Origin of the sequence: Enterobacter wuhouensis (assembly GCF_035835995.1) — a bacterium.
Taxonomy (GTDB): domain Bacteria; phylum Pseudomonadota; class Gammaproteobacteria; order Enterobacterales; family Enterobacteriaceae; genus Enterobacter; species Enterobacter wuhouensis.
This window is the reverse complement of record NZ_CP142124.1, coordinates 748,406-763,720: the sequence shown is the minus strand read 5'-3', so window position 1 is coordinate 763,720 and position 15,315 is coordinate 748,406. Positions and strand designations below refer to the sequence as shown.

The following is a 15,315-nucleotide window of genomic DNA, read 5'->3' as shown; positions in this document are numbered from 1 at the left end:
GGTTGCCGTTTTTTATGTTTGTACCCTCTCCCCGTGGGAGAGGGCCAGGGTGAGGGCATCAGGCCGCACACAATCACCCACCCACGTAATACCGCTTCACCTCATCAAACTGCATCGCAAACTCGATATAGCTCATCAGCGCAGGTGAATTCAGCTTGCGGCTTGGGTACGCCAGCCACAGGTCGTTGCCTTCGACGTTCCATTCCGGCAGCACCTGAACCAGCGCCCCCTTTTCGATCTTATCTTCCACCAGGAACGCTGGCAGCAGCGTGATCCCCGCGCCGGCAATCGCACATTCGCGGGCGTATACCAGATTATCGGTCATGTGGGCGTTATCCGGCAGGTAGCGATAATCCTCGCTTTCGCTTCGCAGAAGCCACTCCGACCACGCCCGGTGTGTAATGCAGCGGTGCTCCACCAACTGACGGGGATGGACTAACGGCTCCCGGCGAGCCAGATAGTCCGGCGAGGCCAGCATGTAGCGCGGGCAGTGCCCGATCATGCGGCCAATCAGGGAGGAGTCCTGCGGCTTGCCGGTTCGCAGCGCCACGTCAAAGCCGGACTCGACAAGATCCACCACGTCGTCAGAGATCGACACATCCAGCGACACGTCGGGATAGCGAAGCTGGAACTCGGCGTTCAGATGCGCCAGCAGCGTTGCGCCAATCCCCGCCGGACAGGTGATCCGCAGCCGCCCGCTGGGGTTTTCGCGCAGGCGCTGGATGGCGTACTCCGCCCGCTCGCTGGCCGCCAGCATCTCGCGGCAGTGCACCAGATAGTGCTCGCCCGCAAACGTCAGGCTGATCCTGCGCGTGGTGCGGTTCAGCAGGCGAATGCCCACCTGCTGCTCCAGCTGGCTAATCCGCTGGCTGACGCTGGATTTAGGCAGCTCCGCCTTCTGCGCCGCCGCGGTAAAGCTGCCCATCTCGGCCACTAGCGCGAACAGCGCCATATCCTGAAGCTGTTTAAACATGATTGTTCATCCTGTACGAACGCTGCGTTCTTGATTGTCCATCTTATCACGCAGCTGTCCACTTTATAGACTAGCCTCAACAAAACGCATTCCATTGAGGAGCACACCATGTCTGTTAAAGCCATTGCCGTTAACCCAGCGAACCCCGCCGCTTTCATTGAGATCGATTTACCGATGCCGCAGCCCGGCGAGCAGGATCTGCTCGTGGAGGTGAAGGCCGTTTCCATAAATCCTGTCGATACCAAAGTCCATGCGGGCATTGCCAAAAACGGGCTGAACGATCCGCGCGTGCTCGGGTGGGATGCCAGCGGGATCGTGAAGGCCGTGGGGTCTGGCGTCACCGGGTTCAAACCCGGCGACGAAGTCTGGTACGCGGGCGATATCACCCGCTCGGGAAGCAACACCACGCATCAGCTGATCGATGCGCGGATTGTCGGGCGTAAGCCTGCCAGCCTCGGCTGGGCGGCTGCCGCTGCACTGCCCTTAACCGCCCTCACCGCGTGGGAAGGCCTGTTTGAACGGCTGAACATTCAGGATGCCGGATCGGACAAAACGCTGCTGATCGTTGGCGGCGCGGGCGGCGTCGGATCGCTGGCGATCCCGTTTGCGAAGCACAACAGTAAGGTCACGGTGATCGCTACCGCCTCGCGGGAAGATTCCGCACAGTGGTGTCGCGATCGCGGTGCGGACCGCGTCGTCAACTACCGCGATCTGAAAGGCGAGCTCTCGAAACAGGGGCTGACCTTTGTGGATTATATTTTCATCCTCAACGATACCGACGGGCACTGGGATGCGGTCAGCGAACTGATTGCGCCGCAGGGGCATATCTGCTCAATTGTTGAGAATGAACATCCGCTGAATCAGGACAAGCTGAAGTCTAAATCCGCCGCCCTGCACTGGGAATTTATGTACACCCGCAGCATGTACCAGACGGCGGATATGGCACGCCAGGGGGAGATCCTCAATGAGGTGGCCAAGCTGGTGGATAACGGCGTGGTGGAAAGCTCGCTCAGCGAAACGCTGCACGGGCTGAGCGTGGAAAGCATTACCGAGGCGCACCGCAAAGTGCTGGAAGGGCATATGCGGGGGAAAGTGGTGGTTGAGTATTGAGTGGCTTGTTCCCCTCACCCCGGCCCTCTCCCAAAGGGAGAGGGAGGTTAACGTCCCCTCTCCCCTGTGGGGAGAGGGTTAGGGTGAGGGGTAAGTCTTTTACCCCTGCTCCCCCATCATCTCCTTCACCAGCTCGACGCAGCGCAGGAAGCGGGAGTCGTAGTCAGACTCCTCCACGTGGACAAACTCAACGTTGTTCTCGTTCAGCATCTCCACCAGCATGGACTGAAACTCTTTTCTGTTGACGGAGCTGCCGAGGCTGCGCATGCCGTCGGCCACCCACGGCGTGTTGTTTTCCAGCAGGATCACCAGGTCAAAGCGGTATTCGTCAATCAGCGCCTGCACGAACGGGTGCTCTCGCCCCTCGTACTTTTTACAGAACGCCTGGGTGGTGACGAAATCGGTGTCGATAAACGCCACCTTGTTGGCATATTTCACTGCAAAATCAATGTACTGCGCATGGCCGAGCGCGATTTTATCATAATCAGAATACTGTAGCGCCATCTCATCGCCGCCCAGGTGGGATAAGACGTAATCGCGCCCGTACTCCCACGCGCTGGTGGTGTTGAAGATATTCGCCAGCTTGTTAACCAGCGTTGATTTTCCGCTCGATTCGCCGCCCAGAATCGCCACCGTGCGCACAAAGAACGGCTTCACTTCCGTCGGAATGTAATCCCAGTAGCGGGACGGGTTTTCGCGGATCTGCGCCCCGCTGATGTTCATGAAGGTGCGTTTCGGATCGATCAGCACCGTCTCGATGCCCAGATGCTCGCGGAACTGCGGCGCGTCGGACTCTTCAGAGGTGTAGATCCAGTTCGGGGCAATGCCCTTCTCTTCCATAAACGCCTTCACGCCGTTGCTCCATACGTCCCAGCCGTGCGGATACGGCTCCATGCCCTCTTCGTTGAAGGCATGAATGCGAATGTTTTTCTGATACTTAAAGGTCTGGAGCAGCCAGCGCAGGCGGTCCGGCACCGTCGGCTGCTGCGACATGGCGCTGTCCTCGAACAGCTGACGGTCACGCGTTTCGTCGTAGCCCATGATGATGTGCAGTTCGTCAACCTGGCTACAGGCGCGCTGGATCAGATAGATATGCCCGGTATGCAGCGGGTAAAACTTGCCGAACACCACGCCGATGTTCTTTTGCATACGCGGGAATTCCAGCCCCAGAAAGCGGTGCAGCGCTTCCAGCTTCTGCGCGCTGGGGCTTTTGATTTTGGCGTTCAGCAGCTGGCTTAAGTAGCCTTTGGTCATGCCGCTGGCATCCGCCACCTGCTGCAGCGTGCAGCCCTTCTGGCGGATTGCGGTCTTGAGATAGTCAAATGATGACATAAATTACGGTGCCTCCTGCAAAATCAAATTTACGTAATTATAAGTCGTCAAAGACATTTAACGCATCCGCGAGTTTTTTCACGCCGAAGACCTTCATCCCTTCCGGGATTTTTTTCGGCACGTTGGCGGCTGGGACAATGGCACGACGGAAGCCGTGTTTCGCCGCCTCGGAGATACGCTCCTGGCCGCTCGGCACCGGACGGATCTCCCCGGCCAGCCCTACTTCGCCAAAGACCACCAGATCCTGCGGCAGCGGCCTGTCGCGCAGGCTGGAGACCATCGCCAGCAGCAGCGCCAGGTCTGCGCTGGTTTCCGAGACTTTCACGCCGCCGACCACGTTAACGAAGACGTCCTGATCCGCCATCTGCAGGCCGCCGTGACGGTGCAGCACCGCCAGCAGGATCGCCAGACGGTTCTGCTCCAGGCCGACCGCCACGCGCCGCGGGTTGCCCATCATCGACACGTCCACCAGCGCCTGAATTTCGACAAGCAGCGGGCGCGTCCCTTCCCACAGCACCATCACCGAGCTGCCGGAGGTGACTTCGTCGCCGCGGCTCAGGAAGATGGCCGACGGGTTGCTGACTTCCCGCAGCCCCTGCTCGGTCATGGCAAACACGCCCAGCTCGTTTACCGCACCAAAGCGGTTCTTGTGGCTGCGCAGGGTGCGGAAGCGAGAGTCGGCATCACCGTCGAGCATCACGGAGCAGTCGATACAGTGTTCAAGCACCTTCGGCCCGGCCAGCGAGCCGTCTTTGGTCACGTGGCCGACCATCACAATCGCCACGCCGCGCGTTTTGGCAAAGCGCGTGAGGTAGGCAGCCGTTTCGCGCACCTGCGCCACGCTGCCCGGCGAGGACTGAATGTCCGCCATGTGCATCACCTGGATGGAGTCGATCACCATCAGCTTCGGCTGCTCTTCTTCGGCAATCATGCAGATCTGCTCGATGCTGGTTTCAGAGAGCATGTTCAGGTTGCCGGTCGGCAGGCCCAGGCGGTGCGCGCGCATCGCCACCTGCTGCAGCGACTCTTCGCCCGTGACGTACAGGGTTTTCATCTGTTCGGCGAGCTTGCACAGCGTTTGCAGCAGCAGGGTCGATTTACCCGCGCCCGGGTTACCGCCGATCAGAATGGCGCTGCCCGGCACCACGCCGCCGCCGAGCACGCGGTCGAACTCTTTGAAGCCGGTGGAGAAGCGCGGCAGCTCTTCGAGGCTGATGTCCGAGAGCTTTTGCACTTTCGACACGCCGGCGTTACCCGCGTAGCCGCTCAGGCGCTCGTTACGGGCCACGCTCGGCGAAGCCGCCACACCACGCACTTCGGTGATGGTGTTCCAGGCATGACAGGCGCTGCATTGCCCCTGCCAGCGCGGATAATCCGCACCACATTCATTACAGACAAATGCGCGTTTTGGAGCTTTCGCCACGGTTTACCTCGTTATATCTGTGCGGCCTGCGCGCCGGGTGGCGCTAACGCTTACCCGGCCTACAAAGCAGACCGTTATTTCTGATTAATGCTGCCGGAGAGAATGCAGAACACCCCCATCAGGTCAGCGTGACGGATAGTCACTTCCGTCTTTTCATTTACTTTTGGCTTGGCGTGATAGGCAATGCCAAGACCAGCAACCTTGATCATCGGCAGATCGTTGGCACCGTCGCCGATGGCCACGGTCTGCGCCGCCGGAATGTCATATTTTCCCGCCAGGCGCGTCAGGGTATTGGCCTTGTACTGCGCGTCGACGATGTCACCGATCACCTGCCCGGTCAGCTTGCCGTCCATAATCTCCAGCTCGTTTGCCACTACGGTGGTCAGACGCAGCTTGTCGCGCAGGTAGTCGGCAAAGAAGGTGAACCCGCCGGAGGCAATCGCCACTTTCCAGCCGAGCGTCTCCAGCTTCAGCACCAGCTGCGTCAGCCCCGGCATCAGCGGCAGCTCGTCGCGCACCTGGCGCAGAATGTTCGCATCGGCCCCCTTCAGGGTTGCCACGCGCTGCCTCAGGCTGGCGGTGAAGTCCAGCTCGCCGCGCATCGCACGCTCGGTGACTTCCGCCACCAGCTCGCCGCTACCCGCCAGTTTGGCGATTTCGTCGATGCACTCGATCTGGATGGCGGTAGAATCCATGTCCATCACCAGCAGGCCCGGCGTTTTCAGGTGCGGAATTTTACCAAGCGGCGCAACGTCCAGCCCGGCGTCGTGCGCCAGTCGCGTCGCGCGCTGGGTCAGGGAACCGGCCAGGCGAATGACCTGATAATCTTCCACGCACCAGGCCGCCACAATGACCATCGCCGCACCCAGTTTAGTTTGGTATTGGGTGAGACGCTGCTTGTCCAGACCGCGTCCGTACAGCAGCCAGCCGCTACGGCCAGCGTGGTAATCCAGAGGCATCACCTCATCGCCACTTAATGAGAGCGGCAATCCTGGCCATAAAGAGACATCCGTTGGCAGGTCGCACCAGGTAATGTTCGGCATTGAAGCTCCTGTAAATTCGTTCGCGCCGGAAGGTTCCAGAGGGAAAATAACGCATGAGGCTACCCTGTAACCATCACTTCTGGCAACATTAAGCCGTAAATTTTCAGCAGGTGGAATATGGCTCGCGCAAAACTGAAATTCCGGCTACATCGCGCCGTGATTGTCCTTTCCTGTCTCGCACTATTGGTCGCGCTGATGCAAGGGGCATCATGGTTTAGCCAGAACCATCAACGGCAACGAAACCCGCAGTTTGAAGAGCTGGCCCGCACGCTGGCGCGTCAGGTGACGCTCAACGTCGCCCCGTCCATGCGTAACGAAACGCCCGATGACAAGCGCATAGGCCAGGTCTTACGCCTGTTAACGGAGAACAGCCGCATTCTGGACGCAGGCGTCTACGACGAAAAAGGCGATCTGATTGCCCGCGCGGGCGAGCACGTTGACGTGCGCGACAGGCTGGCGCTGGACGGCAAAAAAGCCGGGGGCTATTTCAACCAGCAAATTGTCGAACCTATTCAGGGAAAGAATGGCCCACTGGGCTACCTGCGCCTGACGCTCGACACCCACACCCTGCCGACCGAAGCCAAACAGGTGGATAACACCACCAATATTCTGCGCCTGATGCTGCTGCTCTCGCTGGCGATTGGCGTCGTGCTGGCACGTACCCTGCTCCAGGGCAAGCGCACCCGCTGGCAGCAGTCGCCGTTCCTGCTCACCGCCAGCAGGTCGGTTCCCGAAGACGAAGAGAGCGAGAAGAAAGAATAGTGATAAAGTAGGCGAACGATTCGGAAAAGGAACTCTGCCATGACGACGTTACGCCTGCTTATCTCTGACTCTTACGATCCCTGGTTCAATCTCGCGGTGGAAGAGTGCATCTTCCGCCAGATGCCCGCCACCCAGCGCGTTTTGTTTCTGTGGCGCAATGCCGATACGGTGGTGATTGGCCGCGCGCAAAATCCGTGGAAAGAGTGCAACACGCGGCGCATGGAAGAGGACAACGTCCGCCTTGCGCGCCGCAGCAGCGGCGGGGGCGCGGTATTCCACGACCTCGGCAATACCTGCTTCACCTTTATGGCGGGCAAACCGGAGTACGACAAAACTATCTCAACATCCATCGTCCTCAACGCGCTGAATTCGCTCGGCGTGACGGCGGAGGCGTCCGGGCGTAACGACCTGGTGGTGAAAACCCCCGAGGGCGACCGGAAGGTCTCCGGCTCCGCCTACCGCGAAACGATGGATCGCGGCTTCCACCACGGCACCCTGCTGCTGAACGCCGACCTGAGCCGTCTGGCGAACTACCTCAACCCGGACAAGAAAAAGCTGCAGGCCAAGGGGATCACCTCCGTGCGCGGGCGCGTGGCGAATCTGGTTGAACTGCTGCCGGGAATTACCCACGAGCAGATTTGCGATGCGATCCGTGACGCATTCTTTGAACATTACGGCGAGCGCGTCGACGCGGAAGTCATCTCCCCGGATAACACCCCGGACCTGCCCAACTTCGCGGAAACCTTTGCCCGCCAGAGCAGCTGGGAGTGGAACTTCGGCCAGGCGCCTGCGTTTTCCCATCTGCTGGATGAGCGTTTTACATGGGGCGGCGTGGAGCTGCACTTTGACGTCGAGAAAGGCCATATCACCCGCACGCAGGTGTTTACGGACAGCCTGAACCCGGCGCCGCTGGAGGCGCTGGCGGCACGTTTGCAGGGCTGCCTGTATCGGGCGGATATGCTGCAGCAAGAATGCGATGCGCTGATCGGCGATTTCCCCGAGCAGGAAAAGGAGCTGCGGGAATTATCACAGTGGATAATAACTGCGGTTCAGTAATACCTGATATCCCACTAAAGCCTGCGAAACGGCTTTGGTGGGGTAAATATATTCAGTAAATTTAATTTACATTTAATAACAGCCATACTATTAACTTTATCATTCCATTATTTATTTAGCTCTTCTGAAAACACGCTGCAAATAATCTAAATAGACGTATTCATCACCCGAAACGAAAATACAGACTCGCAAGATAATATTAATTATCCCTTCCGCGATTACTTCACATTTTCGTTAAGGATTAACGATGAAAAAGTTATTAGTTGCAACAACCGTTGCTATGGCACTTTCTGCAACAGCGCACGCTGCAGATTCTACCGCACAGTTAAAAGTTCAGGGTGTCCTGACTAACGACGCCTGTACCCCATCCATGAGCGGTGGTGTTACCATTGATTTTGGTACCTATTTTGTTGATACGCTGTCTTCAACAGCAACAAACCAGCTAGGCCACAAAGACACCACGCTCTCCATTACATGTTCCTCACCCACCAAGGTGTCATGGACTATTGAAGATAACGTAGGTGGTGCCGCCAACATTGATATCCTCAGTGCTGGCTTCAGCGGCGGCAACGTTTACAGTGGCTCCGAGCCTAACCATTTTGGCGTAGGTAAAACCGCAGGGGGCGTCAATATCGGTGCCTATGCCGTTTCGATCAACAAAAATGCGTCAACAGCCGATGGCACTACGCAAAAGGTCATTGAATCAATCAATACTAATACAGATGCCCTTGAGGGATGGTCGAAGTTCTTTGATGCCACAGTATTTGATTATGCCCAAACTGATGAGCAGTACACTCTTTCTCAGATCACGCCGGTGCAGCCTATCGCTTTTACCAACGCCGTCTTCCCGCTGCGCATCGCGCTCGCGGTAGAAAAAACATCCACCCTGGCGATTACTGACGATACCCCAATCGCCGGCCAGGCAACCATTACGCTTCACTACCTGTAATCCCTTTTGTGCCCCTGATATTGGCGCGATGAATTAACCGTTAAGGAACAACGATGAAAAAGATTTTACTTGCCAGTGCCGTCGCGATGGCGCTGACCGCCGCAGGCGCGAACGCAGCCTCTACCGCTGTACTGAAAGTGACCGGCCTGCTCTCTGTTGAAGCCTGCACCCCGACCCTGAGCGGCGGCGGCGTAGTGGACTACGGCCGTATCCACCTGTCTGAACTGTCTGCCACCACCGACAACCAGCTGGGCACCAAAGACATCTCCCTGACCATCAATTGCCCGGACGCCGGTGCGAAAGCGGGCTGGACCATTACCGATGACAGCGCGGCGTCTCGCGCTACTGGCGTGACCATCACTAACGGCGATGCCGCAAACGGTTCAGTAAGCAGCGCAGACCAGTCTTACGGCGTGGGTCTGGCAGGCGACGTGAAAATCGGTGCCTATTCTGTCTTCACCGACATTGCTAACGTCACCGCTGACGGCGTGAAGGTCGATCCAATCTCCGGTGCGGCCACCGCGCCGACCTGGGCTAAATCTACCACCGGTATCATCAAAAACGGCAATGCCGAAATGATGACCGTGGCGACCACCGGTACCACTGCGCCACTGGCTTACACCACTGCAGTATTCCCGCTGAAGGTTTCTCTGGCGATTGAAGACACCACTACGCTGGCCATTACGGATGATACCAATCTGTCAGGCCAGGCAACGATCACCGTGAAATATATCTAATTATCACCGCGATAATGAATGAACCAGGCCTCCTTTTATTGAGGAGGCCTTTTTATCAGGTTAAAGGAATAATCTCGATGTCTGTATCATCCTCTCTTTGCAAACTGGCGCTTGCCGCCCCATTCCTGTTTTCTGCCCTCGTAACGCAGGCGAATGCCGCGGGCATGGTGCCGGAAACCACGCTGCTGGTCGTTGATGAGTCCACCCACAGCGGCGTGATGAACGTCAAAAACACCGATAACGGCCCTGCGCTGCTGTACACCACCATTATCGATCTGCCCGATGACACCGGCATCAAGCTGGACGTGACCCAGCCGGTCGTTCGCGTCGAGCCGGGCCAGCAGCAGCAGCTGCGCTTTATTATGCAGAACCCGCAGCCGCTCACGGTTGAGCATCTCAAACGCGTGACGTTTGAAGGCATTCCGCCAAAAAACACCGATAAAAACATGAAGATTGGCTTCAACATGCGCCAGGATCTGCCGGTGCTCATCCGCCCTAAAAATCTGCCCGTTGTCACCGATGCCTGGAAGCTGCTGACCTGGTCCGGTAGCGGCCAGAACATCAAAGTGAAAAACCCGTCCGCCTATGTGGTTCGCCTGGCGCAAAACGTCACCTTCCTGCCGTCCAATACCGCCGGGAAGCTGCAGAAAACCTACATCCTGCCGGGCCAGACGCTGGACGTCAGCGTGGCGAAAGGGATTGCCGGCGATAAATCCGTGCGTTTCTATCCAGCCAGCCGCTACGGCATTAACGTTCCGGACTTCACCGCACCGCTGGGTCAATAACAATAAATATAATGAGAGTTAATGCGTGAACAGCCTGAACCTTGCCTCTTTGATTCGAGCAGCGCTTTACTGCTCGCTGACAGTTTCAATTATCCCCGGCTCGCCGTTGATGGCCAGGGAAGTGACCTTTGATACGGATATTCTTGCCACGCGCGGGATCAGTAAAAACCTGGCGGAGTACTTTTCCGAAGCGCCGCGTTTTCTTCCTGGAAGACATACCGTTTCAGTCAAAATCAACGGCGTGGACAAAGGATCTCTGGCAGTGCTTTTTGGGGATAAGGGTCAGGTGTGTGCCGATGAGGACTTTATCAGCGCCACGGGCTTAATGCCCTTGCGCATCGGCAAGAATGAATCCTGCCACGATTTGCTCGCGGATTATCCCTCTGCCGTCATTAACGCCATGCCCGGCAGCGAATCGCTGGAGCTTTATTTACCGGCAGAGGCGCTGGACAACGGTTTTCTGACCCCGCAAAACTTCATTAAGGGCGGTACGGCCGGGCTGTTCAACTACAACCTGTTCAGCAGCCGCAGTGAATTTAGCGGTTCTGAGAGCCAGGATTATACCCAGGCCAACCTCGAAGCCGGGTTAAACATCGCTGAGTGGGCGGTGCGTAGCCGCTATATGATCACCGACGACAACGGGGAATATCGTTCAGACAGCCTGTATACCTACGGTGAACACGTGTTCCAGTCACAGAAGGTTCGCGCGCAGGTCGGGCAAATTAACGTTCAGTCTCCGCTTTTTGGCGGCGCGGCCATCAACGGCGTACAGTTTATTCCCGAACAGGGTTTAGCGCAGGATACGCCGGGCGTTACCGTTAAGGGACTCGCGCGGGGCAACCAGGCGCGCGTTGAGGTCCGCCAGTCGGGTCAGCTGATTTACTCCACGCTGGTCAACGCGGGGCCGTTCAACCTCGAAAACGTGCCCGTGGTCCGCAGCAATGCCAACCTCGACGTCAGCGTGGTGGAGACCGACAACTCCATTACCCGCTTTACCGTGCCGTCCTCTTCGTTCAACTTCCAGGTATCGCGCCCGGTGGGCCTGGCGATGTCGCTGGGTCGCGTTCGCGAAGTCGACAGCGATTACTCCATGCCCTGGGTCTACAACGTTTCCGACGGCTGGCGTCTCGACAGAGACTGGATCACCACCGCATCCGGCGTGCTCGCCCAGGACTACCAGGCTGTCGGGGGCATGCTGCAGTGGCTCCCGGCTGAACGCATGACGCTTTCCGGCTCGCTGCTGGGCAGCAAGGCAAACTACGGCGAATCGCAGCAGGGGGCGAAGGGAGAGTTGAGCGCCGGCATGTCGATACCGGGCAACCTGAACGTCAGCCTCAGCGCAGCGAAATACAGCACCGGCTATCGCGAACTGACGGAAGCTCTTGTCGACGACTTTGACGGCTATCAGAGCAGCTACAGCGCGAACCTGAGCTGGAGCAATAATATGCTCGGCACCTTCTCTCTGGGCTATTACGGCTATCAGGCAACCAATGACAGCGATGATACCCGCAGCGTGATCGTCTCCTGGGGACAGTCATTCAAGTACATGAATATCTCTGCCAACTGGCAGCACGCGGTCAACCAGCAGTCGGACGACGATGACAGCACGCTGAACGACGATGATATGTTTTACGTCAACGTCAGCTTCCCGCTGGGATCGCAGCGCGTGGGTGCGTATATGCGCAGCCAGGGTGAGAAGACCAACTATGGCCTGCAAAATAGCGGTTCGCTGGGCCAGGACACAAACTACTATATCTCTGCCGATCGTGACGACCAGAGCCACGAAAACAGCTTCAACGGCAATATTAATACCAACCTGCATTATACCCAGCTCGGCATTGGCGCAGGCTCCAGCGGCAGCGACCAGCGCAACTACAGTGCAACGCTCTCCGGCGGGATCGCCGCGCATGGACATGGCCTGACCTTCTCGCCATACGAGGTGAAAGAGACCTTCGGTATCGCTCGTCTGAGTGAACCCGAGAGCGGCATTGAAATCTCCACGCCTCAGGGTCGCGTCTGGACCGACCGCTGGGGTCAGGCCGTCGTGCCTGAAATGACGGAGTGGCGGAAGTCACGTATCGAAGTGAACGCCAATACCTTACCGAAGAGCATGGACCTGGCTAACGGGATCAAAAATATCTCGGCAGCCCACGCCGCCTTCAAAGAGCTGGACTTTGAAGTGCTTAACACCCGCCGCGTGATGCTGGAAGTGAAACAGGCTGACGGCAGCTGGTTACCGAAAGGCACCAGTATTGTGGATGAGAAAAACAACTATCTGGTCAGCACCGTCGATGACGGGCGCATTTTCATTTCCGATATGTCGAAAAGCCCGACGCTGTACGCCGTGGATGACAACATGCAGCGCCTGTGTCGCATTAAATACACGCTGAGCGACCAGCAGGACAAAGACGCGTTCTATGAAATGGCGAAAGGAGTTTGCCAATGAGATCCCGAGGTAAGTATCTGCTGATTGCAGTAGCAGCCCTATCTTCACTTTCAACCCACGTAGCCCTGGCGGATGATGAATGCCAGCTCTCCTTTACCACGAGCGGCATTAGCTTTGGCCTGCTGAAGCAGAATGACGTCGTGGAGGCCAAAAAAGGCTGGAACCAGATGCCGTCCAGGGAGATCAACGTCAACGTTAACTGCCAGGATAGCCAGCCTGTCGCCCTGTTTATCCAGGGCCGCGCAGGGGAAAAAGGCCGCTTCTATTTTGGTGATAACAGCGGTTTGGCGGTGCGCGTGAGCAATATGGTGGTGGACGGAAAAAGCTACGCGTTCTCCAAAACGGTCGATCGCACCCATTTCACCCCGAGCGGAGAGAGTCAGGAAAGCCTGTTGCTGCGTAATAACGATGGGATCATTGCCGTCGATAACCAGGCTCCGGTAAGCGGTAGCCATATGAGCTTCACCATGAAATTGACGCCCGTCCTTAACGATAGGCAATTTTCATACTCAACGGATATCACCACGCTTGAAAGCGATCTGATGTGGGAAGTGTTAACGCAGCAGTAAGAAGATGCCGGGCTGCGAACGCCGCCCGGCAGAAAAGATTACTCTTTATCGCCCAGCAGAACGGATTCCAGCGCGATTTTGATCATGTCGTTGAAGGTGGTCTGACGCTCGGCAGCGGTGGTCTGCTCGTGAGTACGGATGTGGTCAGACACGGTGCAGATGGTCAGCGCTTTCGCACCAAACTCAGCCGCCACGCCGTAGATACCTGCCGCTTCCATTTCCACGCCCAGGATGCCGTATTTTTCCATCACGTCGAACATCTCGCCGCCGTCCGGTGCATAGAACAGGTCAGCAGAGAAGATGTTACCCACGCGCGCTTCAACGCCCAGCGCTTTTGCCGCGTCAACCGCGTCACGCACCATGCCGAAGTCAGCAATTGCCGCGAAGTCATGGTCTTTGAAACGCATGCGGTTCACTTTGGAATCGGTGCAGGCACCCATGCCGATAACGATATCGCGCAGCTTAACGTCCATGCGCACCGCGCCGCAGGAGCCCACGCGGATGATTTTCTTCACGCCGAAATCGGTGATCAGCTCTTTGGTGTAGATGGAGCAGGATGGGATACCCATGCCGTGGCCCATAACGGAGATTTTGCGGCCTTTATAGGTACCGGTGAAGCCCAGCATGCCGCGAACGTTGTTCACTTCACGCACGTCTTCCAGGAAGGTTTCAGCAATGTGCTTCGCGCGCAGCGGGTCGCCAGGCATCAATACGACGTCAGCGAAATCACCCATTTCTGCATTAATGTGAGGAGTTGCCATCTTCAGTTCCTTTTCATTTGAATTTTTTTGCCCGGTGGCGCGCAGCGATCCGGGCCTACATTCTGTTCTCCCTCTCCCTGTGGGAGAGGGCCGGGGTGAGGGCATCAGGCCGCACCCAATCCGTTTAGAACATGGCCTTGCCATATTCCATGTCAGACGTACCAAAGTATTTCGCAATGGTCTGGCCGATATCCGCGAAGGTTTCACGGTGCCCCAGCGAGCCCGGCTTCACTTTCGGGCCGTACACCAGCACCGGAATGTGCTCGCGGGTGTGGTCGGTACCGGTCCAGCTTGGGTCACAGCCGTGGTCCGCGGTCAGGATCAGAATGTCATCTTCCCCCACCAGCTCCATCAGCTCCGGCAGGCGGCGGTCAAACAGCTCCAGGCCGGCGGCATAGCCCGCGATATCGCGACGGTGACCCCAGGAGGAGTCGAAGTCCACGAAGTTGGTGAAAACAATGGTCTTGTCACCCGCTTCCTTCATCTCTTTGATGGTGGCGTCGAACAGCGCGTCCAGACCGGTGGCTTTCACTTTTTTGGTGATGCCGCAGTTGGCGTAGATGTCCGCGATTTTACCCACGGAAACCACGTGGCCGTCTTTCTCTTCTACCAGCTTCTGCAGCACGGTTGGCGCCGGTGGCTCAACGGCCAGATCGTGACGGTTGCCGGTGCGCTGGAAGTTACCCGCTTTGTCGCCGATAAACGGACGCGCGATCACGCGGCCAATGTTGTAGCCGCCTTCGGTCAGCTCTTCACGGGCGATTTCGCACAGCTCATAAAGTTTATCCAGGCCGTAGGTCTCTTCATGGCAGGCAATCTGGAACACGGAGTCGGCAGAGGTGTAGAAAATCGGCTTGCCGGTTTTCATGTGCTCTTCACCGAGCTCGTCCAGGATCACGGTACCGGAAGAGTGGCAGTTGCCGAGATAGCCCGGCAGGTTGGCACGCTTCACCAGCTTGTCCAGCAGCTCCTGTGGGAAGCTGTTCTCATGATCCGAGAAGTAGCCCCAGTCGAACAGAACCGGCACACCGGCGATTTCCCAGTGCCCAGACGGGGTATCTTTACCGGAAGAGAGCTCGTGCGCCCAGGCGTATGCGCCCACCACTTCCGCGTTGCCGTCCATACCGGCTGCGATTTTACCGGTAGAACCTTCATGCGCTTTCACCAGCCCGAGGCGGGTCAGGTTTGGCAGGGTCAGAGGACCTTTACGACCGTTGTCCGCTTCGCCTTTAGCGCAGGCTTCCGCGATGTGACCCATGGTATCGGAACCCACGTCACCAAAACGATCCGCATCTTCAGTTGCGCCGATGCCGAATGAGTCCAGCACCATAATAAATGCACGTTTCATAATTGTTCTCCGTACGTAGTG

At 57.5% G+C, this 15,315-nt stretch carries 14 protein-coding genes; 8 read left to right on the top strand and 6 right to left on the bottom strand.

The window, feature by feature from the left end; genetic code table 11:
• Window positions 1-73: 73 nt before the first annotated feature.
• On the bottom strand, window positions 74-973 hold the full coding sequence (locus VPX56_RS03740) for a LysR family transcriptional regulator (RefSeq protein WP_131634024.1): 900 nt from the start codon (window positions 971-973) through the stop codon (window positions 74-76).
• Between the two features lie 108 nt (window positions 974-1,081).
• On the opposite strand from VPX56_RS03740, the gene VPX56_RS03735 reads away from it, so the two are divergent.
• Entirely contained in the window at window positions 1,082-2,083 is a 1,002-nt protein-coding gene (locus tag VPX56_RS03735; RefSeq protein WP_326469958.1) for a zinc-binding alcohol dehydrogenase family protein, read from the top strand.
• A 99-nt stretch (window positions 2,084-2,182) separates the two neighbouring features.
• Here VPX56_RS03735 and nadR read toward each other — a convergent pair whose 3' ends face one another.
• From nadR to serB, 3 genes are all read right to left on the bottom strand, one after another.
• A complete protein-coding gene (nadR, locus tag VPX56_RS03730; protein ID WP_131634026.1) occupies window positions 2,183-3,415 on the bottom strand; it encodes a multifunctional transcriptional regulator/nicotinamide-nucleotide adenylyltransferase/ribosylnicotinamide kinase NadR in 1,233 nt (410 codons plus the stop codon).
• Window positions 3,416-3,452: 37 nt separating this feature from the next.
• Window positions 3,453-4,838 carry a DNA repair protein RadA gene (gene radA / locus VPX56_RS03725; RefSeq protein WP_119935623.1) on the bottom strand — a complete coding sequence of 462 codons (1,386 nt, stop codon included), beginning with the start codon at window positions 4,836-4,838 and terminating at the stop codon, window positions 3,453-3,455.
• A 74-nt stretch (window positions 4,839-4,912) separates the two neighbouring features.
• The gene (gene serB, locus VPX56_RS03720) at window positions 4,913-5,881 is read right to left on the bottom strand and encodes a phosphoserine phosphatase (RefSeq protein ID WP_131634027.1); all 969 of its coding nucleotides are present in this window, start codon (window positions 5,879-5,881) and stop codon (window positions 4,913-4,915) included.
• A gap of 117 nt (window positions 5,882-5,998) precedes the next feature.
• Here serB and VPX56_RS03715 point away from each other — a divergent pair, with 117 nt between their 5' ends.
• The 7 genes from VPX56_RS03715 (at window position 5,999) to VPX56_RS03685 (ending at window position 13,185) form a co-directional block, all read left to right on the top strand.
• On the top strand, window positions 5,999-6,643 hold the full coding sequence (locus VPX56_RS03715; protein ID WP_131634028.1) for a YtjB family periplasmic protein: 645 nt from the start codon (window positions 5,999-6,001) through the stop codon (window positions 6,641-6,643).
• 39 nt (window positions 6,644-6,682) lie between these two features.
• On the top strand, window positions 6,683-7,699 hold the full coding sequence (lplA, locus tag VPX56_RS03710; RefSeq protein ID WP_326469953.1) for a lipoate--protein ligase: 1,017 nt from the start codon (window positions 6,683-6,685) through the stop codon (window positions 7,697-7,699).
• A 247-nt stretch (window positions 7,700-7,946) separates the two neighbouring features.
• On the top strand, window positions 7,947-8,648 hold the full coding sequence (locus VPX56_RS03705) for a DUF1120 domain-containing protein (protein WP_326469951.1): 702 nt from the start codon (window positions 7,947-7,949) through the stop codon (window positions 8,646-8,648).
• 53 nt (window positions 8,649-8,701) lie between these two features.
• Window positions 8,702-9,385 (top strand): DUF1120 domain-containing protein, encoded by a 684-nt coding sequence (locus VPX56_RS03700; protein WP_131634031.1) that lies wholly within the window; start codon window positions 8,702-8,704, stop codon window positions 9,383-9,385.
• A 77-nt stretch (window positions 9,386-9,462) separates the two neighbouring features.
• Entirely contained in the window at window positions 9,463-10,170 is a 708-nt protein-coding gene (locus VPX56_RS03695) for a fimbria/pilus chaperone family protein (RefSeq protein ID WP_263609972.1), read from the top strand.
• 25 nt (window positions 10,171-10,195) lie between these two features.
• Window positions 10,196-12,616: a fimbrial biogenesis usher protein gene (locus VPX56_RS03690; protein WP_407655106.1), complete on the top strand. Its 2,421-nt coding sequence runs from the start codon at window positions 10,196-10,198 to the stop codon at window positions 12,614-12,616.
• Entirely contained in the window at window positions 12,613-13,185 is a 573-nt protein-coding gene (locus VPX56_RS03685) for a DUF1120 domain-containing protein (RefSeq protein WP_131634034.1), read from the top strand. The genes VPX56_RS03690 and VPX56_RS03685 overlap by 4 nt, the downstream gene beginning before the upstream one ends.
• 38 nt (window positions 13,186-13,223) lie before the next feature.
• Here the strand turns inward: VPX56_RS03685 and deoD are convergent, their stop codons facing one another.
• Both deoD and deoB read right to left on the bottom strand, forming a co-directional pair.
• Window positions 13,224-13,946 carry a purine-nucleoside phosphorylase gene (gene deoD / locus VPX56_RS03680; RefSeq protein WP_010427122.1) on the bottom strand — a complete coding sequence of 241 codons (723 nt, stop codon included), beginning with the start codon at window positions 13,944-13,946 and terminating at the stop codon, window positions 13,224-13,226.
• Window positions 13,947-14,070: 124 nt separating this feature from the next.
• Entirely contained in the window at window positions 14,071-15,294 is a 1,224-nt protein-coding gene (gene deoB, locus VPX56_RS03675) for a phosphopentomutase (protein WP_120159178.1), read from the bottom strand.
• Window positions 15,295-15,315: the final 21 nt, after the last annotated feature.

Bases quoted from the DNA above. Each gene is read 5' to 3' on its own strand.
- VPX56_RS03695 (WP_263609972.1), top strand. From the start codon at position 9,463: ATGTCTGTATCATCCTCTCTTTGCAAACTGGCGCTTGCCGCCCCATTC.
- deoD (WP_010427122.1), bottom strand. From the start codon at position 13,946: ATGGCAACTCCTCACATTAATGCAGAAATGGGTGATTTCGCTGACGTC.
- VPX56_RS03700 (WP_131634031.1), top strand. From the start codon at position 8,702: ATGAAAAAGATTTTACTTGCCAGTGCCGTCGCGATGGCGCTGACCGCC.
- VPX56_RS03740 (WP_131634024.1), bottom strand. From the start codon at position 973: ATGTTTAAACAGCTTCAGGATATGGCGCTGTTCGCGCTAGTGGCCGAG.
- serB (WP_131634027.1), bottom strand. From the start codon at position 5,881: ATGCCGAACATTACCTGGTGCGACCTGCCAACGGATGTCTCTTTATGG.
- lplA (WP_326469953.1), top strand. From the start codon at position 6,683: ATGACGACGTTACGCCTGCTTATCTCTGACTCTTACGATCCCTGGTTC.
- VPX56_RS03685 (WP_131634034.1), top strand. From the start codon at position 12,613: ATGAGATCCCGAGGTAAGTATCTGCTGATTGCAGTAGCAGCCCTATCT.
- VPX56_RS03735 (WP_326469958.1), top strand. From the start codon at position 1,082: ATGTCTGTTAAAGCCATTGCCGTTAACCCAGCGAACCCCGCCGCTTTC.
- VPX56_RS03715 (WP_131634028.1), top strand. From the start codon at position 5,999: ATGGCTCGCGCAAAACTGAAATTCCGGCTACATCGCGCCGTGATTGTC.
- deoB (WP_120159178.1), bottom strand. From the start codon at position 15,294: ATGAAACGTGCATTTATTATGGTGCTGGACTCATTCGGCATCGGCGCA.
- nadR (WP_131634026.1), bottom strand. From the start codon at position 3,415: ATGTCATCATTTGACTATCTCAAGACCGCAATCCGCCAGAAGGGCTGC.
- VPX56_RS03705 (WP_326469951.1), top strand. From the start codon at position 7,947: ATGAAAAAGTTATTAGTTGCAACAACCGTTGCTATGGCACTTTCTGCA.